We start from the raw sequence: 20,613 nt of genomic DNA, 5'->3' as shown, positions 1-20,613 counted from the left end.
AATCTATGGCAAATGTATTGATTATCGGAGCCGGTGGCGTGAGTCGAGTCGCTACCAAAAAATGTGCCATGAATCATGATGTTTTTGAGCACATTACATTGGCAAGTCGCACAAAATCAAAGTGTGACCAAATCGCAAAAGAGATCAAAGCATCACTGGGGGTCTCAATTGACACGGCACACGTTGATGCTGATGATGTTGATGCGCTGGTGGCGTTGATTGAGAAGGTAAAACCTGACCTTGTGATGAATATTGCATTGCCTTATCAAGATTTAACCATCATGGACGCTTGTATTCAGACGCAAGTGGATTATTTAGATACCGCAAATTATGAGCACCCTGATGTGGCAAAATTTGAGTATAAAGAGCAATGGGCACGCGATGAAAAATTTAAAAAAGCTGGCATTTTAGGGCTTTTAGGAAGCGGATTTGACCCAGGTGTCACCAATGTTTTTTGTGCCTATGCGCAGCAGTATCTTTTTGATGAAATTCATACTATCGATATTTTAGATTGTAATGCGGGCGATCACGGCTATGCTTTTGCGACCAATTTCAATCCTGAAATTAATCTACGGGAAGTGAGTTCAAAGGGGCGATATTGGCAAAAAGATGAAAAGGGACAGGGACGATGGATTGAGACCGAACCGATGGCTATCAAGATGGTATGGGATTATCCACAAATTGGTCCAAAAGATAGCTACCTTCTCTATCATGAGGAGCTTGAATCTTTGAGTAAAAATATTAAAGGACTCCAAAGAATACGATTTTTTATGACCTTTGGAGAGAGTTATCTCACCCACATGAAGTGTTTGGAAAATGTGGGGATGCTCAGAATCGATGAAGTCGAAGTCAATGGCGTGAAAGTCGTCCCGATGGAGCTTTTGGCAAAACTCTTGCCTGACCCTGCAAGTCTTGGAGCCCGAACGGTGGGTCAAACCAATATTGGCTGTGTGATTGAAGGTCTCAAAGATGGCACGAAGAAAAAAGTTTATATTTACAATGTGTGTGACCATCAAGTCTGCTATAAAGAGACGGGGGCACAGGCGGTTAGTTATACCACTGGTGTGCCAGCGATGATTGGTGCGAAGATGATATTAGAGGGGAAATGGAGTGGCACAGGTGTTTTTAATATGGAAAATTTTGATGCCAAGCCTTTTATGGAAGCACTCAATGCTCAAGGATTGCCATGGCATATTATCGAAATGAACCCCGATGAAACGTATGAGGTGTAAGAGCAAGCCAAAAATTTTACACGATGTGTCAGCTTTAGTGCGAGAAATATCATGAGGGACTTGTCCCCCATTAAAGGAGCGTTAAATGAAAAATGAACTGATGGTCGTATGGACGACTGACAACAAAGAGACCATCCATCATATGGTGTTTCTCTATACGCTTAATGCAAAATTACAAGGTTGGTTTGATGAGGTGACACTTCTTATTTGGGGTGCATCACAGCGAACTTTAATCGAAGATACCGAGCTTCAGATGAAAATCAAAGAGATGAGCGATGCGGGAGTGAACGTCAAAGCCTGTCAAAAATGCAGTGAGGATTTAGGTATCAAAGATACGTTACAAAGTTGTGGTGTTGAAGTCTTTTATACGGGAGTATTACTCAGTGATTGGCTAAAAAGCGGTAAACCGATTATCACGATTTAGCCGACCATATCTGCATGCCCAAAAAGGATTGGCTCTTTGGGATCTTTGAGGTGCTTGAGCAGAATATTTTTGGCCTTTTGTTTGGTCGCATCATCAAAGTAGATCATCATATTTCTCGAAAAGATATAATCAAATTTGGGAAGATTCATAAAATGAGGATCAAAGATATTCATGCGTTCAAATGAGACATTTTGTTTGACAAAGGCTTTGAGCTCATAACTCTCATTTTTTTGAGTAAAATATTTATTGATGAGCGTGTCCTCAACCCGATGAAGGCTTCGTTTGTTATATAGCGCTTGTTTGGCTTTAAGAATGGCTTTATTACTGATATCAACTCCGGTGATATGAAAACGTTCTGCGTCAATTCCTGCTTCTAGTAGCAAAATGGCGATAGAGTAGGGCTCTTCTCCTGAGGAGCACGGAGCACAGAGGATTTGAATCTTTTCTTGTCGTTGTATGGCTTTTGAAACCATCGCTTTGATTTGTCTGATTTCTCTAAAAAAATAGGTCTCATTGACAGCAAAAGTATCGATTAATTTTTGCTTTAATTCATAATTTCCACGTATCTTTTGGATACAATCATCAAAGGTATAAATTTCATGATTGCGACAAAATATCATGAGCTTATTGGTGACAATATCTTTTTTATTGAGAAAATCAATACCGGTTTCTTCTTTGAAATACGTGATAAATGGATCGATATTTGTAAAATTTTCTATTGGAGGGAGTGCCTCTTTTGGGGGTAATTTCTTTTTTTTCTTCCAAAAACCAAACATCTAAAACCTATTAATCGCGTCACAAATTTGATTGATGTCATATTGTTTTATATCCGGATTGAGTTCAAATGCAGCTTTTGGCATTCCATAGACAATCGCACTAGATTCAGCTTCTGCGATGCAATGGGCCTTGGCGTGATACAGATTCAAAGCCCCCTTTGCGCCATCATTACCGATACCCGTTAGAATGATACACAGGACTTGAATCATCTCACTAAAGGCTACGACTGAATTAAAAAGTACATTGATATTAGGAGAGTAAGTATGCGGTTGTGTGCTTTTGGAAAAATACAAAGAAGAGAATTTTTTGATAATTTGGGTACTTTGCGAGAGTAGATAGATTTTTTTATTTTCGATACACGCGCCATCACGTGCTTGGAGTATCTCTATGGATGTATTGTTATTGAGATAATCCATAAAACTTGAGACATAGGCCTCTTGCATGTGTTGTGCGATGATCATAGCGGCATCAAAATCTGGACGGAGTGATTTGATTATTTTTTCTATCTGTCCCGGTCCACCAGTGGATGCGCCTATTAAGATTAATTTTTGTGTATTCAAATGCAACTCTTTATCTAATATTTTAAAATTATATAATAAAATAATAAAAAAAAAGGAATAAAATGGTCAAAAATATCACTGAATACGAATTTACACCTTTAGAATCAGGGGTTGGTGGCTCTATGAGTGTCTTAATCGGCAATGACAAAGCACCTCATTTTGCAATGAGAAAGTTTATCATCAAGCAAGGCGGTTCCATGCCACTTCATACCAATAGTGTTGAACATGAGCAATATGTCCTTAATGGGAGTGCTAAAGTCGTGATTGGAGACGAAGAGAGTATCGCAAAAAAGGATGATGTGCTTTTTATCCCAGCAGGTGTGGCACACTCTTATGATGTGATTGGTGATGAAGATTATGAATTTTTATGTTTAGTCCCTAATATGGAAGATGAGATTAAAATCCTTTCATGAAACAAACCATCCTCATCACCGGATGTTCCTCGGGGATTGGCTACTTTTGTGCCAAAGCACTGCATGATTTAGGACACAGCGTTTATGCCACAGCCCGTGCTGATCATGATGTCGCGCGTTTGCAACATGAAGGCTTAACAAGTTTCAAACTCGATGTCACGAGCGAAGCGGATATTCAAGCAATGATTGCAAAAATTGAGCAAGAAAATGGTGTGATTGATGTGCTTTTTAATAATGCAGGATATGGACAACCCGGAGCCTTGGAGGATTTGAGCGTGGCGGCACTCAAAGCACAGTTTGAGACTAATGTGTTTGGCAACTTTGCCCTCACAAAAGCAGCTCTAAGATTACTTCGTAAATCTGAGAATCCAAAAATCGTGCAAAATAGCTCTATTTTAGGCTTTATCGCACTAAAATATCGTGGCGCTTACAATGCAAGCAAGTATGCGATAGAGGGCTTAAGTGATACGTTGCGGCTTGAATTGGAACCCTTTGGTATCAAAGTTTGCTTGATTGAACCCGGTCCCATACATAGTGCGTTTAGAAAAAATGCTTATGCTAAATTTAAAAGCCACATCAGGGTGGATGGCAGTTTTTATGAAGCCGATTATAAAAGCGCCATCAAAAGATTTGAATCAACTGAAGATGACAGTTTTACACTGAGTGAGCGCGCGGTGTATGAGGTGCTTCTAAAAATCATCAATGCAACAAATCCAAAACCGCGGTATCGTGTGACTTTCCCGACGACGCTGCTTTGGTTTTTAAAACGGATTTTGAGTACAAAAATGTTAGATAAGGTATTAAAACGTGTTTGAAAATCTAAAAACTCCCAGTTATGTCTGTTTTGAGGAATTGCTTGAGAAAAATCTTAAACTTCTCTCTGATGTTAAAGCGCAAAGTGGTGCCAAAATCCTCTTAGCGCTCAAAGGATTTTCGTTTTATCATCTAGAACCACTTGTCTCAAAATATTTGGATGGGTGTTGTGCGAGTGGATTATGGGAAGCCAAGCTCTCAGCTGAAAAATTCAAGGGTGAAACCCACACCTATTCGCCGGCTTTTAAAGAAGAGGAGATTGATGAAATTCTCTCCCTCTCCCATCATGTTGTCTTTAACTCCTTTGCGCAGTGGGAAAAATACAAAGACAAAGCGTTGGGTCAAACATCGTGTGGTCTGCGTATCAATCCTGAAGTCTCGTGTGCTCCAGTAGAGCTGTACAATCCGTGTGGCTTATACAGCCGGTTTGGCGTGACCCAAAAGGAGTTTGACGAAAAACTTTTAGAGGGTTTAGAAGGGCTTCATTTTCACGCACTGTGTGAACAAGGTGCGGATGCATTAGAGATTGTTTTAGAGGCTGTTGAAGCAAAGTTTGGAAAATATATCCATCAGATGAAATGGGTCAACTTTGGAGGAGGGCATCATATCACGAAAGCGGGGTATGATGTGGAAAAATTGATAAGCTTGATTCGAAAATTTAGAGCAAAATATGATGTTGAGGTCTATCTAGAGCCCGGAGAAGCTATCGGTTGGGAAGTTGGTGTCTTAGTAGCGCGCGTGCAGGATATCATACAAAATGGGATGCCGGTGGCTATCTTAGATGCCTCAGCTGAAGCGCATATGCCAGACACCCTTGCGATGCCTTATCGTGCGCAAGTTCGAGGGGCGGGATTGCGTGGTGAAAAAGCATATACTTATAAACTCACAGGCAACAGTTGTTTATCGGGGGATATTATGGGCGATTACTCTTTTGATGCGCCTTTGAAGGTTGGCGATGTGGTGATTTTTGAAGACCAAATTCACTATACGATTGTGAAAAATACTACATTCAATGGGATTCAATTGCCCTCACTTGCTGTGGTGAAAAAAGAGGGTATTTTGAAAGTTGTCAAAGAGTTTTCTTATGAGGATTATCGGGATAGAAATTAGTTACATGTAAGGGAATCCCTTACATGTAAGCAGTTGATATTAGAAATTGTATCGCATAGAAAATGCTACTGATGTTTCAGAGTGTTCTACCTTAAAAGAACCAGAAGGCGTCATTGTATTGACAGTAACCTTTGGAGCGTATAAAACATCAAAATCTAAAGAGAGATTTTTGGTGATTTTTGTACCCGCACCGATACTAAAATGACTTTCTGAAGTGGCTGGGAACATGAGATAGTTAAACAAATTAAGAACGGCTTTTGGGTTCATACCAGCTGTGGTAGCATAATTGTTGATAGGATTTTTTGCATAGTTATAACCGACACCATACCATGTACCATCTTTTTCATATTTTGCACCGAAGGCATAGATATCTTGGTCTTTCCATCCAAAATCTTTGTATCCTTTTGCATCTCCCCATTTCACTTTTCTGTAATCAGCTGAGAAATTAAAGAATCCATAATTATAAGATACACCAACGCCAAATTCAGCAGGTTGTTCTAAATCATCAGCAAAAGTTCCGCCAAGAAGTCCTGAAAATGGAGCAGATGCTACACTGAGGGTGTTTTTATATTTCATAGAGATTGATGATTTGTAAACCAATCCCAGTTTTAAATCACTCGTGATATCATAGGCAGCACCCAATTCATAGCCCAGACCAAAATCATCACTACTGCCTTGACCTACCGGTGATCCATTATTGTATGCGATATCGAGTGAACCGTATTGCACAACCGGTGCAAAACCAAAAGAGAATTTATCTTTGTGATAAGAAAGCGCTGGGGCAAACTTCATCAAAAGAAGATTGGTTCTTGCATCCATTAACGAAGTGTTTCCTCTGTAGTCAACACCCATACCGGCTGATCCAAACATTCCAATACCAAAAGCCCAATTGTCATTGATTTTTTGTGAAAGAGAGACTTCTGGGATGACATTCATATCCGCTGAACTTTTGACACCATTTGCTTTAACATCTGGCATGAACAAGGTGGCACCAAAGTTGATTTCGGTGCCCTTACCACCTGAGATAAGTGCGGGATTTGAGAGCGTATTCTCTGCTCCAAAGAATGTGGCAATTCCCCCACCACCCATTGCTCTTGATTTGGCGCCAAGCCCTATGAGGTTATCTCCATTTGTCGCTAGTAAAAGCGAGGCACTGAGTGCTAATAAAACTACTTTTTTCAATCTGACTCCTTAGAAAATTTACTTCATTATACAGTGTTGCATAACAAAAATAAATATTTCTTTCGTCAATTTCGTCAATTTTAAAAAATTATTCTTTTATTACTCAATTACGTGTTCGACTTCTTCTCCCACTTGAGGTACTTCGACTGCCTGAATCACGCCCTCGGCCTCTGCTATAACTTCTGTTCCTATCTCTACTGCGGCCATTGCGATTGTTTCGCTCTTCGATTCTTTTGATGATTTTAGAGAGTGATTTTTGATCAAATCCAATCGTATTTGGACCTTGGAAAGAGTTTTGGTTGAGCAACATTGAGATGAGTTTGAGTGAAATTTTGCTCAGATTTATATCGTCACCCAAAATGTCAAGTATCTTTTGTGCATTTTCGTCGAGTTCTGCTTTTTCGATTTCTCTTGCCACTTTTTCGAGTTGAGATTCTTTGACATCATTCAAAGTTGGTACCATTTTAAACTGGATATTCGTACCAACTTTTTTGGCAATGCGTTGCATACTGTGGTATTCCATTGGTGTGACCAATGTAATAGCCGTCCCTTTTTTACCGGCTCTTCCAGTTCTTCCGATTCTGTGAACATAACTCTCAGGATCAAATGGCATGTGAAAGTTAAAGACATGAGAAATATCTGCTACATTCAAACCTCTAGCTGCCACATCAGTTGCCACAAGAATCTCAATTTGAGAATTTCTAAAAGCTTTGATGACGCTCTCTCTTTGATTTTGTTCCATATCTCCATGCAAGCCTTTTGCTGGATATCCAATGGCCATGAGTTGCGTGGAAACACGATCGACTTCTTTTTTGGTACGACAAAAGACAATCGATTTGGTCGGCTCAAGTGAGTCTAATAATCGAATTAGGGCATTGTCTCGCTCTTGTTCTTCGATGACATAATAGAGTTGTTCAATATCTTCATTAGTAGCATGTTCTTTTGGTGTAATACTCACAAATTTTGGATCTTTTAATGTGCGTTTTGCCAATCTTTTAATTGGTTCTGGCATGGTAGCTGAGAAAAGCAGTGTTTGTCGTGTTTCAGGTAGAAATTTCAAAATACTTTCAATATCCTCTAAAAATCCCATATCAAGCATCTCATCTGCTTCATCAAGTACAACGATTTCAGGTGCAAAATTTCGTAGTTTTCCATTTTGCAAAAGATCTAGCATTCTACCTGGAGTAGCAACGACAACGCTTGCTCCTTTTTCGATGAGGGAGAGTTGTCTGACATAAGAGCTACCCCCATAGATGGTGACGGTTTTGATGTTTTTATGTTTTCCAAGAGAAAAAAGTTCATCACTCACTTGGGTAGCCAATTCTCTGGTTGGTGTGATGACCAAAATCTGTACTCTGTTTTTACTAGGATCGATCATACTCATAGTAGAGAGACCAAATGCTGCGGTTTTTCCGGTACCGGTTTGTGCTTGTGCTACGATATCATGACCGGCCATAACCAGTGGGATTGCCATTTCTTGTACGGGACTTGGTTCTCTAAAGCCTGCATCGACTACTGCTTTTAAGATATCGGGATCGAGATTAAATTCTTCGAAGGTGATTGCCATTTTTTGTTTCCTGTTTGAAAAAATTTTATTTTTTCATAAATTTTATTTTCAAAACTATATTAAAGAATATAAATGTAAAGCAATACTTTACTACATAAAAATTTTGAGTTAGTGATTGGTGTCCTATTAACCCGACAAACTAGTATGCAAAAAACCTGCATGCTCGCTCGGTAGGACCAAATCTCGGCAGGTTTAGAAGAAGTTCTTTTAAGAAGTTCTGAATTGACAGATATTTTACTTAAAAATTACTTAAAATTAGCTGTGAATCAAAAATCACGTTTTTATGTTTTGAAATATCGCTGACTATAAAGGACAAACATGAGAATAGAAAATAGGATAAACGTGAACATAAATATCGTAGTATTCCATCCAAAATTTTGATAAATCATCGCGGGAAATATGGAACCCAATGATCCCCCAATATAATAAAATGTCAGGTACATCCCCGATGTGATGGAACGCTTATCTGCACGGATTGAGTTGGCAAGTCCTGATGAAATCGAATGTATCGTAAACATCCCTACACAAAATAAAAAGAGAAGCAGGAAAATAAAGGTGATATTTTTAACGACAAAAATGACGACAATAATATTAAAAAAAAGTGTCGCTACGATAATGGTTCGCATCTCCGTTTTGAAGAATTTGACAATTTTATGTGAAAAAAGTGAGACGACAATACCGGTACTGTATCCTAAATACATCAATCCGATTTGTGCTTCAGTGCTGTTTGGATTGATCTCTTTCATGCGAAAAGGGATGATATTTAAAAGTCCGCCAAAGACAAAAAATATTGTAAACATCAGTAAGTATACGGTTGTAAATCTTCGATCTTTGAGGATGGAGAGGACATCTGATAGCTTGGCTTTGACCATTTTAGTTTCGCCGGTGTATTGAATCTTTCTGACAAAATATAATGCGAACAATAATTGCACGGATAAAGATATAAATACTATCCTCCATCCAAAATTGGTGGCGATGACTCCTGATCCTACACGTCCTACAATACCTCCAAAAACGGTGGCTGCGACATATAAGGACATGTTAAATTTCACATTTTCTTTATCCAAATTTGCCAAGATACTCATCACGGATGTCAAAATGGCCGGGATGACCAATCCCTCTATCAAGCGGATGGCTAAAAACATCTCATAATTCACACTGAGCCCTAAAAATATATTGGTAATAAAGAGTACGGCTGTTGATATCTGCAACATTTTTTTTGCTGAGAAACTCTCTAGTATATAGCCATAAATAATCGGTGCAATCGCTAAAGAGAAGAGCATGACGGCCGTAAAAGCAGAAGCTTGAATCAAGTCAACATGAAAGACCCTTGCAAGCAGGGGTTGTAGAGGTTGGGTTGCGTACATAACAGAGAGTGATATGGTGATAATATAGACCAAGATCGCTAATTCAATTTTTTTCATTATCTCCTACTATTTGGCGTGATGCGACATAAATGGCGGTTTTGCCATCCATATCAATATAATCAGTCCAGCAAATGCATAGCTAGACAACAACAATATATCATCATTAGATCGCGTCATTGCTTGTTGCGTTATCAACTGGTCTATAATAGGCAGTGCCGGTAATGCAGCATGATGTAAGGACGAAACAGCCGTTTGTGCTGTGTGAGAAAACATCGTGACTTGCTCTGATATGATTGCATGATGATAGTGACCCCATCGCTCCCAGAGCGTGACGGCGATAGAAGTCCCAAGTCCTCCACCTAAAATTCGCAAGAAGTTTACTAGTCCCATAGCTGAGGCGGTGTGTGCTTCGTCCAATTCAGATAGAATGATAGCAGTTAAAGGCACAAAAAACATACTCATAGCAGCACCCATCAAAAGTCGTGGTACGGATGCATGAAAGAGATCGATTTCGGTCGTAAAATTTGCCATCCAATAATAGCTAATCCCAAATAAAATAAAGCTAAAGGTAATCAAAACTCTCAGATTCAGACGGTGCATATTGCTTCCTACTAAAGGGGAGAGTAAAAAGGCAAAGATTCCTACCGTAGCAGATGCAAATCCTGCCCAAAATGCAGTATATCCCAGTTCTGTTTGAAGCCACAAAGGAAACACAACACCTCCGCCTAAAAATATCGTATAACCCAGGCTCAAAGAGATGGCTCCTATGGTGAAATTGCGACTTGTAAAGAGTGAAAGGTCGATGACCGGATGTTTGTTGAACAATTCCCAAACGATAAAAAATGAGATGGATATTACGGTGATAATACACAAAATAATAATGGTAGGAGAGGAGAACCAGTCTAGTTCGTTGCCTTTATCTAGCATAATTTGCAAGGATCCGACTCCCACGATCAAAAGAGCCAATCCGATATAATCAATCGGAAATTTTGCAACATCAGTTTCTCTATCTTTTAGCATTTCCCAAACGATAAAAGCACTGAGTAAGCCGATAGGAACGTTGATATAAAAAATCCAAGGCCAATCAAAATTATCTGTGATGTATCCACCAAGAAGAGGCCCTGCAATAGGTCCTAGTGTTGCTGTCATCGACCAAAATGCTAGTGCCAATCCTTTTTTATGTTTTGGGTAATTGGAGAGCAATAAACTCTGAGACAAGGGCATCATTGGCGCAGCAACGGCACCTTGTAATACCCTTCCAAATATGAGCATTTGATAATTTGGTGCCATACCGCATAACATGGATGTGAGTGAAAAAAGTCCCGTGGAGAAGACAAATAATCGCACCTCTCCAAAGCGTTTGGCAAGCCATCCCGTGAGTGGCATGGCGATGGCATTAGAAACCGCAAAGGCTGTAATGACCCAGGTACCCTGTGTCGGAGTCACCCCTAAATCACCGGCAATGGTAGGGATGGAAACATTGGCAATAGTGGTATCAAGCACCTGCATAAAAGTAGCTAGTGCCAAAAATAGCGTCAGCACCGCTAGAAGCGGGGTTGGAAAAGGTTCGTGTTGATTCACAGATTTTGCCTGATGATGTGATTGGAAATAGCCGTTGCCTCTTTGATTGAATCTTGATATAGCGGTGGCGTTGTATCCTCTACACTTTTTGTTTGGTGATTATAGATTTGACCCTTTTGGTTGTGAATATCTACGGTCACTTGCATCGAGTTTCCTACATGAAGCGGATGTTTTTGTAACTCTTTTGGATCGAGTGTGATGCGAACGGGAATTCTTTGTACGATTTTTATCCAGTTTCCGGTTGCATTTTGTGCTGGCAATAATGAAAAAACAGCACCCGTTCCTGGATTGATTCCTGCTACTTTTCCATGATAAGTGACACTCGCGCCATAAAGATCAGAGTATAATATGGCACTCTGCCCAATTCGGATATGATGCAATTGGGTCTCCTTAAAATTGGCATCAACCCAAAATCCTTTCGTTGGGACGATTGCAAACAGTGTAGAAGCAGGACTGACGGATTCTCCATCACTGAGTTTTCTTTGCGCGATGATACCGCTAGTAGGTGCCATGATTTTGCTTCTTTTTAAGTTTAAATAACTCTGCTTTACAGCAACAACAGCTTTTTTGACCTGAGGGTCTTCATAGATGGTATTACTTCTTAAAATAGAATTGAGCTCTGCCACTTGTTTTTTGGCAATATCAAGATTTTGTACGGCCTTATCGTAGGCAAACTTGAAATCTTGATATACCTCTTCTGAGAGGGCATGGTATTTTTTGAGATACTCTTTTCTCTTTAGGTCCGTTTTGGCTTTTTCTAAATTGATTTGCGCGAGTTTGAGAGCAGAGAGTGCTGAGGCTTTTTGTTGGTACAATTTGCTAATATCTCTCACTGTATTGGCAAGATTGGTTTTGGCTTGTTCAAATGCGAGATTCAAATCTCTATCATCAAGACTGGCTAACAATTGTCCTCTTTTGACATATTGGGTTTCATGAACATAGACTTTATCGACGATGCCACTGACTTGAGGGGTCACATAGACAATATTTTGTTTGGCATAGGCATTATCGGTTGATTCGTAAAACTGAGCGTATAAATAGTAGTAAACGCCATACCCTAAACCGACTAAAATGAAAAATAAAGCAAGAAATATTAAGATGTTATTTCTCTTTTTATTTTTGTTAATCTCTTTTGCTTCCACATAAAATCCTTGTATATTGTTAGCATTGCTAACTAAATTAAAACTGGATTTTAGCATTTTTTATGTAAAATAATCATTAAGTAATTTTTTTAGAAATATGATACAGAATACTATAGGGGAAATCATGAAAGAAGAGTTTGGTCAATTGATGGGAGATACGGCGAGATTGTGGAGGATGTCTTTAAATGAAAGGTTGAAGCCTTTAGGATTAAGCCATGCAAAATGGTCGGCGATGTCGTTGATGAGCCGTCACAAGGAGGGTATTATTCAGCATGAACTGGCAACGTATTTGACAATTGAAAATTCGACGCTTGCTAGATTGCTTAATTCTCTAGAAGCAGATGGTTGGATTGAGAGGGTAGAACACCCTCATGATAAACGTGCTAAAATCGTTCAATTTACAGATGAGGGTGCGATAAGATTTGAAGATTCAAAGACGATTATTAATGCACTTCGCTCAGATATACTCATGGGCGTGAGTGATGAGATGCTTCATAATAATATTAAAACACTCAGAACTATCTTTAATAATTTAACAAATCTCTAATATCATGTTCTAAATTCACTTAACTTGTTGTTGAGTGTTTCTGTCATACTGTTCATATGTTCTGCGGCACTAGCGATTTCTTCGATACTTCTGGCATTTTTAGCTGAAATTTTGTTGACTTCTTCGATATTATTGATGATGACTTTGATGTTATTGCCACTTTGAATGTATTGATCGACGCTATTTTCAGCCATATGGTTGGCTTTGACCATCACAGAAGAGAGATCATTGATTTTACTCTCCACACTTTGCGCCGTGACGCTTAACTCTTCGACATGTTCGGAATTTTGAGTCATTTGTTGGCTTGATTCTGTGATGGATTGGACGATGACGTTAATCGTCGCATTGATTTCAGACAGAGATTTTTGTGTACGCTCTGCTAATTTTCTCACTTCATCAGCCACCACGGCAAATCCACGACCGTGTTCTCCGGCACGTGCGGCTTCAATAGCTGCATTGAGTGCGAGTAAGTTGGTTTGCTCAGCAATATCGCTGATGACATTCAAGACTTGTTTGACTTGTTCAGCATCACTGCTGAGTTGTTGGATTCGGCCTGCCATTTCGACCTCTATGGCTGCACTTTCTTGGATATCTTGTGTGAGTTTCAATATGGCATCACGCGCTTCATCAAGCGAGTTGTTAGCCGTCTCTAAATCCCCTTTTGCTGTTTTTGCCTCTTCGATGCTTGCCGTCATATCGGTATAAATACCACCGGCTTGTTTTGTGGTGGTTTCTACTAATACCGTAGAGTTTTCGACCAGTTTACCGACCTCAAGTGAGGTGTTGGAGAGCTCATTGGAGATTGAGGAATTCTCAGCTGAGAGTGACTTGGCATTTTGTGTCATGATACGAACTTTTTCAATGAAGTTATTAATCTCTGTGCTTGCCATTGCAATCTCATCTTTGCCTTTAACAGTCAATTTTTTGGTAAGATCACCATTCCCACTGGCTAAATCTTTTGTAGTTTCTGCTAATTTTTTCAACGGACGTGAGAGCATCATGTTGAGTAAAAAATAGATCAAGATAGAGCCGATGATCGCACACAGTAGGATGATGGTGACAAATGTCATCATATCATTAAAAAATGATGTTTTTGCCGCTGTTTTCATTTGTGCCATTTTCGTATCAAGATGGTCAATATATTCACCCGTTCCTACTACCCAACCATAGGGTTCAAATTCTTTGGCATAGCTGAGTTTTGGATACGGTTTGCCCCCTTTTTTCTTAGAGAAATAATACGTCACATAGCCACCACCATTTTGAGCTACTTTGATAAGTTCTTTGATAATCTTGACCCCGTTGGAGTCTTTAAGATTGATGTAGTTTTTTCCTTCTGTATCTGTGAGTTTTGGGTGCATCACGCGAATGCCTTGTGTATCATATATGAAAAAATATCCTTCTCCTTTATCAAAAGAGATACCTCGGAGTGCATTTTTAATATCCTCTTTAATTCGTTCTTCTTTGAAGCCGAGTTTCTTCTCTTCTTGATAGAGAGATTGTGCGGTGCTTATGGCAATATCAATTTCCGTTTTCACTTTTTCTTTTGCTTGATTAAGGATTTGTTTTTTAAATTCATTTTGATATTTTTGGCTATTTTGATAGCTGAAATAGGCTGAAATACTGACGATTGACACAGCAGTCAGTGTCAAGAAGCTTAAAACGACAAGTAGTGTTTTTGTGGCAAGTTTCATGAAAGAATCCTTCTAATCAATAAATATTGGAGAATAATACAATTTTAGGGATTTATAAAAACTTAATTACAATATATCAACATATCTTGATATATTGTAATTATTCTGCTATACTTTCGAAAAAATTATAAAAGGAGCACGCATCATGGATATATTTTTGAAGACTATTGGCGCAACGAATGATGAGACAAGAGTACAAATTCTCAGATTTATTGATATGCATGGTGAAGTCTGTGTTTGTGATATCGAAAACTCCTTTGAGATGATTCAATCACGCGTATCACGACACCTAAAGATTTTGAAAGAGGCGGGATTTTTAAAAGTAGAACGCAGGGGACGATGGGCCCATTATAGTATCAGAACGCCACTTGATGCATTTCGTCAAGCTATTTTAAAAGAGATTGGTTATCTCGATATTGAAATTCCAAAATTAGACAAAGGATGTGACCTCGATGATACTCGCAACTAGTCTGTTTTTACTCACCCTTCTTTTTGTGATTTGGCAACCTAAAGGGTTACAAATCGGGACGACTGCCATCATTGGGGCTATCATCGCGTTGGTTTTGGGTGTGGTGAGTGTTCATGATATTGTGACCGTCACGGGCATTGTTTGGGATGCCACACTTGCCTTTGTAGGGATTATCATCCTTTCTATGGTTTTAGATGAGATTGGTTTTTTTGAATGGTGTGCCATCAAGATGGCCAAACTCTCAAAAGGAAATGGCACTTTGATGTTTATCTACTCTTTGAGTTTGGGCTCTTTTGTTTCTGCTCTTTTTGCCAATGATGGGGCTGCTCTGATTTTAACACCGATTTTGCTTGCAAAGATGCGGGTTTTGAAGCTCAATACCAAGACGATTTTAGCCTTTTTATTAGCCGGAGGCTTTATTAGTGATAGTGCTTCTTTGCCGTTTGTTTTTTCAAACCTCACCAATATTGTCACCGCTAATTATTTTCATATCGGATTTTTAGAGTATCTTCAAAATATGTGGGCGCCTTATCTTATCAGTACGATAGTCTCTATTGTTGTTTTGTGGATTGTGTTGCGTAAAGATATCCCAAAAGCGGTTGATATTCGTTTGTTGAAAAATGAAGATGATGTGCTCAAAAACAAAATGCTTTTTAAATTTAGCTGGCTTTTTTTAGCAATTTTGCTCGCGGGCTATTTTATCGGTGATCATTTTCATCTCCCGATTAGCCTTTTTGCACTGGGGGGAGGATTAGTATTTTTAGCCATTGCGAGCTATACAAAAAGTGCCAAAGCGTGGCTGACGATAAAAAATGCTCCTTGGCAAGTGGTGTGGTTTAGTATCGGACTTTATATTGTGGTTTATGGTCTGAAAAATGCGGGGTTGACTGATTATTTAGCGACGATTTTACATACACTTAGCCAACAGGGAAATCTTATAGCCGTGCTAGGGACGGGTTTTATATCAGCCTTTTTGAGTGCGATTATGAACAATATGCCAACGGTGATGATTATGGATATCTCATTACATGATGTTCCCAATCATCTTTTGGCTTATGCCAATATCATCGGATGTAATTTAGGACCAAAGATGACACCTTTTGGGTCGCTTGCCACGTTGCTTTGGCTTCATGTGCTTGCACAAAAGGGCATCAAGATAGGATTTTGGCAGTATAGTAAATTTGGTCTTTTGGTGACACCACCGGTGTTGTTAATCGTGTTACTCAGCTTGGTTTAGAGGAGACAGACAATGAAAAAAGTGTTGATTTTATGTACGGGCAATAGTTGCCGAAGTATTATGGCTGAAGCGCTTGTCAATGCGTTTTTAGAAGGTATCGAAGCCAAAAGTAGTGGGGTAAAAGCCAGTGGTCGCGTGAATCCTCATGCTAAGCGTGTGCTAGAAGAGCAGGGGATTTGGGATGCTTCTTATCATTCCAAAACTTTGGATGAAGTCTTGGATGAGGATTTTGATTTGGTGGTGACCGTGTGTGATCATGCTAAAGAGACGTGCCCGATGTTTCCCCGTGCTATCAAAAAAATCCATGTTGGATTTGCTGATCCTGATGGGGAGGATTATGAGGCATTTGTGCGCTTGTATGAAGAGCTCAAAAGTCTCTTATTAGAAAAAATTAAAACAGAATTGGAGTAAAAAGTTATGTTACAGAGTATGGTCGATTATTTGACCGTTGATATTTTAGGCTTGAGTGGACGCGTCAATGCGACGTTGAATTTTTTCATCTATGATACGATTAAGATTTGGTTTTTATTGATTACAATTATTTTTGTGGTTTCTTATCTGAGGACGCATTTTAATACCGAGTATGTTAGAGCATATTTGCAGGGAAAATCACAGTTTTATGGCAATGTGCTTGCCGCAGTGTTTGGGATCATCACCCCGTTTTGTAGTTGTAGCGCGATTCCTTTATTCTTAGGCTTTATTCAAGCGAGGATTCCTCTTGGTGTGACGTTTAGCTTTTTGATTAGTTCGCCTTTGAACAATGAGATTGCCATCGCTCTTTTGTTTGGCCTTTTTGGTTGGAAAATCACCGCGATTTATATTGGATTTGGTCTTTTAGTAGCAATTTTTGGTGGTTACTTTATCGGTAAATTGAATATGGAAAAATACATATTACTCAGTGTCAAACCGATGGAAGGGGAGTTGGATGAGATCAAAATCAAGCTGACATTCAAACAAAGACTCAACGAAGCATGGGCTTATACGAGCGATATCTTCAAAAAAATCTATATTTACGTCTTAATTGGGGTGGGTATTGGTGCGTTTATTCACGGTTATGTGCCTACGGATTTTATCGCAAAATATGCAGGAGCCGATAATCCATTTGCAGTATTGATTGCGGTGTTGATGGGGATTCCGATGTACTCCAATGCTGCGGGTGTAATGCCTTTGGTAGAAGTGTTGACATCTAAGGGGATGTTGCTTGGAACGGCGTTGAGCTTCATGATGGCCGTGACGGCTTTGAGCTTGCCTGAGGCGATGATTCTCAAAAAAATCTTACATGTGAAGCTTATTGGTCTCTTCTTTGGGATTGTGGGGTGTGGTATTATTGCCATTGGATATTTATTTAATGCTATTTTATAGAAAGGAAAAATAATGAAAATTGAAGTATTAGGAACCGGTTGTGCAAAATGCAAAACATTGGAAAAAGTTGTAAAAGATGCCGTAGCAGATTTTGGCGGATTTCATAGTGTGGAAAAAGTAGAAGATATTCAAAAAATTATGGAGTATGATGTGATGAGTACCCCAGCACTTGTGATTGATGGGGTGGTGAAAACAACGGGAAAAGTTTTGAACAAAGAGGAGATTTTAGAAATTTTAAAAAATGTTTGATGTGATTTCGATAAAATACCGAATATATAAAAAAAGGTAAGCGTATGTCTGAACATCATCATCACCATCATGTAAGCGGGAAGAATCTTTTTATTACGATTCTTCTCAATATCATCATCACCATCGCTCAAATCATCGGAGGTATTATCTCAGGTTCGCTTGCGCTGCTGAGTGATGCTTTGCATAATTTTAGTGATGTTATCGCTCTTGTTCTTAGCTATGTAACCCATAAAATGGCTGCAAGACCTAGGACAGAGACCAAAACATTTGGATACAAAAGAGCGGAGATACTCGCCTCATTATTCAATGCCACGGTGCTAGTTGGTATTGGTTTTTATCTGATAATAGAAGCGATTGGCAAATGGATGAATCCTGTGGAGATCAAATCTTTCTGGGTGATTGCCTTGGCACTTTTGAGTATTATCCTCAATTTTGTAAGTGTGCTTTTGATCAAAGAGGATTCTGCGCATAATTTAAATATTAAATCAGCATATTTGCACCTTTTAAGTGATGTCATGACCTCGGTTGCTGTATTATTGGGTGGTGTTGCGATGATGTTTTGGCATATTTATTGGATTGATGCCCTCATGACACTCATCATCGCGTTTTATCTGATTTATATGTCCTATGGAATTGTGGCACAAAGTATTGATATCTTGATGCAAAACAGTCCCAAACATTTGGATATGCAACGGCTAAAGACGCGATTTCAATCTGTGCCCTTAGTCCAAGATATTCATCATGTGCATGTGTGGCAATTAAACGATCATGATATTTTTTTAGAAGCTCATGTGCGCTTAGATGCCAATCTTAATGTTGCTGAATCCAATGCGTTGATGAAAACGCTCACAAAAATTGCTCATGATGAATTTCATATCACCCATACGACATGGCAGATGGAGTATGCGTGTTGCAATGATTGCTAAGCGTGTGTTGTGTCCTCACTTTGAAATGCAATCATAAAGATGTTCTCTTCGCCATCGCGTTGATATGTGAGGGTCATGTGATGCAGTTCGATGATACGCAGTGTGATATAAAGACCAAACCCCAATCCCCGTGAGCTTTTTTGCTTTTTACCCCCTAAATAGAAGGGTTCTTTATACTTTTCCAAAGGAACATCAAGCGCATCGCCTCGATTACTAATGGTGATGGAATCTTTGGTATTGCAAATCTTCACCTTGGCATCGTATGCATAATTGATACCATTATCCAGTAGGTTTTTCAACGCGGTGCCAAAGAGTTCAAAGTCCACATTGATTTTCACAGGAGTGAGATTTTTTTCAACTTTTTTTGCATCATGATTTAAAATATCCAGTGCAAAATCCAAAACATCTTCCAAAAGATAAGGTTGGCGTTTTATTTTAAGTTCATTGGCGCTGAGCTTTTCGATTCTCGAGAATTCTTCTAAGAGGCTCTCTTGTCGTTGAAAAATATTACTCAGTGTCTTTTTTAATGTGACATCCTCGGCGAGTTCGGTTGCAAATTTGCCTTTAGCAATGGGCGTTTTGAGCTCATGCATGATATTACGCAAAAAAAGTTGTCTTGAATCTCTTAGGCGTTTGATTTTTTTGACGGCATGATCGAAATCATTGGATAAAATTCCGATTTCATCTTTGTTTTTACTGTTGCAGTCAATATCATAATCACCATCGGCAAAGCGCTGTATCTTGTGCCGAAGGCTATAAAGTGGCAAGATGTTTTTAATAATCACAATATAGAGTAAAATCACTAAAAGTATAAAGATTGAAGGATAGATGAGGGTTGATAAAAACTCTTTTTCATAAGGCGTTGTAAAGACAAAATTTTTTCTATTTTCATATCGCAATATGAGATAAATCTGATTTTTATATACGACTGCTTCGAGCTTCATTCGTGGCATACGGCGCATCATCATAGGATTTTGATTGAAATGTTGTGGCCCAAATCGCTCTTTTTGTTTGAGTATATTGCCCCGCAGTTTTTTATCGGTAATTTGTTTAAAACCAAGATTTTTTAGATGTTCAAAATCGAATTGCTTCGTGGTATGGTTGAAAGATGAATGCAGGGCATATCGGGCATAACCTTTGATACTGGCGAATTCTTTTTCTCTTTCATGATTAACAAATAAAAATAAAACCGTACCAATCCCAAACAGTGCCAACAAAAAAATCAAGGAGATTTTCGTGATGATAGAGTGGTACCATTTCAAACTTGAAGCCTGTATCCCATTCCGCGGATGGAGTGGATGTATTTTGGATTTTTTGAAGTTTCGCCGAGTTTCTGTCGTATTCTACTGATGAGAACATCCAGACTGCGACTCTCATTTTCACTACTGAGTGAATGAGAACTGTTAATCAATTCGGTTCGTGTTACGGCACAGTTTTTTTTCTCAATAAGATGACTTAATACTTCATATTCTGCTTTGGTGAGTTGTAATGCTTCTCCTTCAAAGGTAATCAGCATGGCGTTTTTATCGACATGAAAGATATTGGAGTGTTCTTCTTTGTCATCAATATTGACTTTATAACGTCTCAAAACACTGATGATACGGGCATATAGCTCTTTGGGTTCATAAGGTTTTGGCAGGTAATCATCCGCCCCTAGCATGAGGCCGATAATTTTATCTTCGACATCACTTCTAGCCGATGAGATGATGATAGGGATATTGGATTTTTCTCGGATTTCTTTGCATATCTCCAAACCGTCTAATCCTGGCAATGAAAGGTCTAAGATGACGAGATCAAATGTGCCGATGTTAAGGGCGCTAATACCCAAAAAAGGATCTTCATAATTGGTGACATTAATATTGTACTTTGATAAAAATGCACATAATAAATCTGCAAGTTCTGTATCATCTTCAATCATTAAAAGATTGGCTTTCAATTCTCTCCTCCTTGTATAATCGTAACAA

General features: G+C 39.0%; 22 protein-coding genes. 12 read left to right on the top strand and 10 right to left on the bottom strand.

Annotated elements, in window-relative coordinates; all coding sequences use genetic code 11:
* Positions 1-5 precede the first annotated feature (5 nt).
* Together SFB89_RS11310 and SFB89_RS11305 are read left to right on the top strand one after the other, a co-directional pair.
* Entirely contained in the window at positions 6-1,232 is a 1,227-nt protein-coding gene (locus tag SFB89_RS11310) for a saccharopine dehydrogenase family protein (RefSeq protein ID WP_331774796.1), read from the top strand.
* Positions 1,233-1,317: 85 nt separating this feature from the next.
* Entirely contained in the window at positions 1,318-1,656 is a 339-nt protein-coding gene (locus tag SFB89_RS11305; protein ID WP_331774795.1) for a DsrE family protein, read from the top strand.
* Here the strand turns inward: SFB89_RS11305 and SFB89_RS11300 are convergent.
* Positions 1,653-2,432 (bottom strand): CheR family methyltransferase, encoded by a 780-nt coding sequence (locus SFB89_RS11300; protein ID WP_331774794.1) that lies wholly within the window; start codon positions 2,430-2,432, stop codon positions 1,653-1,655. The genes SFB89_RS11305 and SFB89_RS11300 overlap by 4 nt on opposite strands.
* Positions 2,433-2,993, bottom strand: a complete 561-nt coding sequence (locus tag SFB89_RS11295) for a CheB methylesterase domain-containing protein (RefSeq protein WP_331774793.1) — start codon at positions 2,991-2,993, stop codon at positions 2,433-2,435.
* A gap of 62 nt (positions 2,994-3,055) precedes the next feature.
* On the opposite strand from SFB89_RS11295, the gene SFB89_RS11290 reads away from it, so the two are divergent.
* Genes SFB89_RS11290 through nspC form a run of 3 tightly spaced genes read left to right on the top strand, consistent with a single transcriptional unit; the run spans position 3,056 to position 5,329 of the window.
* Positions 3,056-3,406: a cupin domain-containing protein gene (locus tag SFB89_RS11290; protein ID WP_331774792.1), complete on the top strand. Its 351-nt coding sequence runs from the start codon at positions 3,056-3,058 to the stop codon at positions 3,404-3,406.
* A complete protein-coding gene (locus SFB89_RS11285) occupies positions 3,403-4,221 on the top strand; it encodes an SDR family NAD(P)-dependent oxidoreductase (RefSeq protein ID WP_331774791.1) in 819 nt (272 codons plus the stop codon). Before SFB89_RS11290 ends, SFB89_RS11285 begins: the two co-directional genes overlap by 4 nt.
* Complete coding sequence (gene nspC / locus SFB89_RS11280) at positions 4,214-5,329, top strand: carboxynorspermidine decarboxylase (protein WP_331774790.1); 1,116 nt, start codon at positions 4,214-4,216, stop codon at positions 5,327-5,329. The genes SFB89_RS11285 and nspC overlap by 8 nt, the downstream gene beginning before the upstream one ends.
* A gap of 39 nt (positions 5,330-5,368) precedes the next feature.
* Here nspC and SFB89_RS11275 read toward each other — a convergent pair whose 3' ends face one another.
* The 5 genes from SFB89_RS11275 to SFB89_RS11255 all read right to left on the bottom strand — a co-directional run bounded on the left by SFB89_RS11275 (position 5,369) and on the right by SFB89_RS11255 (position 12,168).
* Entirely contained in the window at positions 5,369-6,511 is a 1,143-nt protein-coding gene (locus SFB89_RS11275; RefSeq protein WP_331774789.1) for an OmpP1/FadL family transporter, read from the bottom strand.
* Between the two features lie 103 nt (positions 6,512-6,614).
* Entirely contained in the window at positions 6,615-8,078 is a 1,464-nt protein-coding gene (locus tag SFB89_RS11270; protein WP_331774788.1) for a DEAD/DEAH box helicase, read from the bottom strand.
* Between the two features lie 281 nt (positions 8,079-8,359).
* Positions 8,360-9,502, bottom strand: coding sequence for an MFS transporter (locus tag SFB89_RS11265; RefSeq protein ID WP_331774787.1), 1,143 nt, complete (start codon positions 9,500-9,502; stop codon positions 8,360-8,362).
* 9 nt (positions 9,503-9,511) lie between these two features.
* On the bottom strand, positions 9,512-11,026 hold the full coding sequence (locus SFB89_RS11260) for a DHA2 family efflux MFS transporter permease subunit (protein ID WP_331774786.1): 1,515 nt from the start codon (positions 11,024-11,026) through the stop codon (positions 9,512-9,514).
* Positions 11,023-12,168 (bottom strand): efflux RND transporter periplasmic adaptor subunit, encoded by a 1,146-nt coding sequence (locus SFB89_RS11255; protein WP_331774785.1) that lies wholly within the window; start codon positions 12,166-12,168, stop codon positions 11,023-11,025. The genes SFB89_RS11260 and SFB89_RS11255 overlap by 4 nt, the downstream gene beginning before the upstream one ends.
* A gap of 124 nt (positions 12,169-12,292) precedes the next feature.
* On the opposite strand from SFB89_RS11255, the gene SFB89_RS11250 reads away from it, so the two are divergent.
* On the top strand, positions 12,293-12,715 hold the full coding sequence (locus SFB89_RS11250; protein WP_331774784.1) for a MarR family winged helix-turn-helix transcriptional regulator: 423 nt from the start codon (positions 12,293-12,295) through the stop codon (positions 12,713-12,715).
* 2 nt (positions 12,716-12,717) lie between these two features.
* On the opposite strand, the gene SFB89_RS11245 is transcribed toward SFB89_RS11250, so the two are convergent.
* Positions 12,718-14,406 carry a methyl-accepting chemotaxis protein gene (locus SFB89_RS11245; protein ID WP_331774783.1) on the bottom strand — a complete coding sequence of 563 codons (1,689 nt, stop codon included), beginning with the start codon at positions 14,404-14,406 and terminating at the stop codon, positions 12,718-12,720.
* A 145-nt stretch (positions 14,407-14,551) separates the two neighbouring features.
* On the opposite strand from SFB89_RS11245, the gene SFB89_RS11240 reads away from it, so the two are divergent.
* The 6 genes from SFB89_RS11240 to SFB89_RS11215 are packed head-to-tail and all read left to right on the top strand — an operon-like array spanning position 14,552 to position 18,649.
* Positions 14,552-14,875, top strand: coding sequence for an ArsR/SmtB family transcription factor (locus SFB89_RS11240; RefSeq protein ID WP_331774782.1), 324 nt, complete (start codon positions 14,552-14,554; stop codon positions 14,873-14,875).
* Complete coding sequence (locus SFB89_RS11235; RefSeq protein WP_331774781.1) at positions 14,859-16,112, top strand: arsenic transporter; 1,254 nt, start codon at positions 14,859-14,861, stop codon at positions 16,110-16,112. The genes SFB89_RS11240 and SFB89_RS11235 overlap by 17 nt, the downstream gene beginning before the upstream one ends.
* Before the next feature lie 12 nt (positions 16,113-16,124).
* The gene (locus SFB89_RS11230) at positions 16,125-16,523 is read left to right on the top strand and encodes an arsenate reductase ArsC (RefSeq protein ID WP_331774780.1); all 399 of its coding nucleotides are present in this window, start codon (positions 16,125-16,127) and stop codon (positions 16,521-16,523) included.
* 6 nt (positions 16,524-16,529) lie between these two features.
* Positions 16,530-17,474, top strand: coding sequence for a permease (locus tag SFB89_RS11225; RefSeq protein ID WP_331774779.1), 945 nt, complete (start codon positions 16,530-16,532; stop codon positions 17,472-17,474).
* A 12-nt stretch (positions 17,475-17,486) separates the two neighbouring features.
* Positions 17,487-17,723: a thioredoxin family protein gene (locus SFB89_RS11220; RefSeq protein WP_331774778.1), complete on the top strand. Its 237-nt coding sequence runs from the start codon at positions 17,487-17,489 to the stop codon at positions 17,721-17,723.
* 44 nt (positions 17,724-17,767) lie between these two features.
* Positions 17,768-18,649, top strand: a complete 882-nt coding sequence (locus SFB89_RS11215) for a cation diffusion facilitator family transporter (RefSeq protein ID WP_331774777.1) — start codon at positions 17,768-17,770, stop codon at positions 18,647-18,649.
* Here SFB89_RS11215 and SFB89_RS11210 read toward each other — a convergent pair.
* Positions 18,646-19,911 carry an ArsS family sensor histidine kinase gene (locus SFB89_RS11210; RefSeq protein WP_331774776.1) on the bottom strand — a complete coding sequence of 422 codons (1,266 nt, stop codon included), beginning with the start codon at positions 19,909-19,911 and terminating at the stop codon, positions 18,646-18,648. The two genes, SFB89_RS11215 and SFB89_RS11210, sit on opposite strands and share 4 nt — an antisense overlap.
* Positions 19,908-20,567 (bottom strand): response regulator transcription factor, encoded by a 660-nt coding sequence (locus SFB89_RS11205; protein ID WP_331776086.1) that lies wholly within the window; start codon positions 20,565-20,567, stop codon positions 19,908-19,910. The genes SFB89_RS11210 and SFB89_RS11205 overlap by 4 nt, the downstream gene beginning before the upstream one ends.
* Between the last annotated feature and the right edge of the window lie 46 nt (positions 20,568-20,613).

Origin of the sequence: Sulfurospirillum sp. 1612 (assembly GCF_036556685.1) — a bacterium.
Lineage (GTDB): Bacteria > Campylobacterota > Campylobacteria > Campylobacterales > Sulfurospirillaceae > JAADIZ01.
This window is presented reverse-complemented; position numbering and strand designations above follow the sequence as displayed.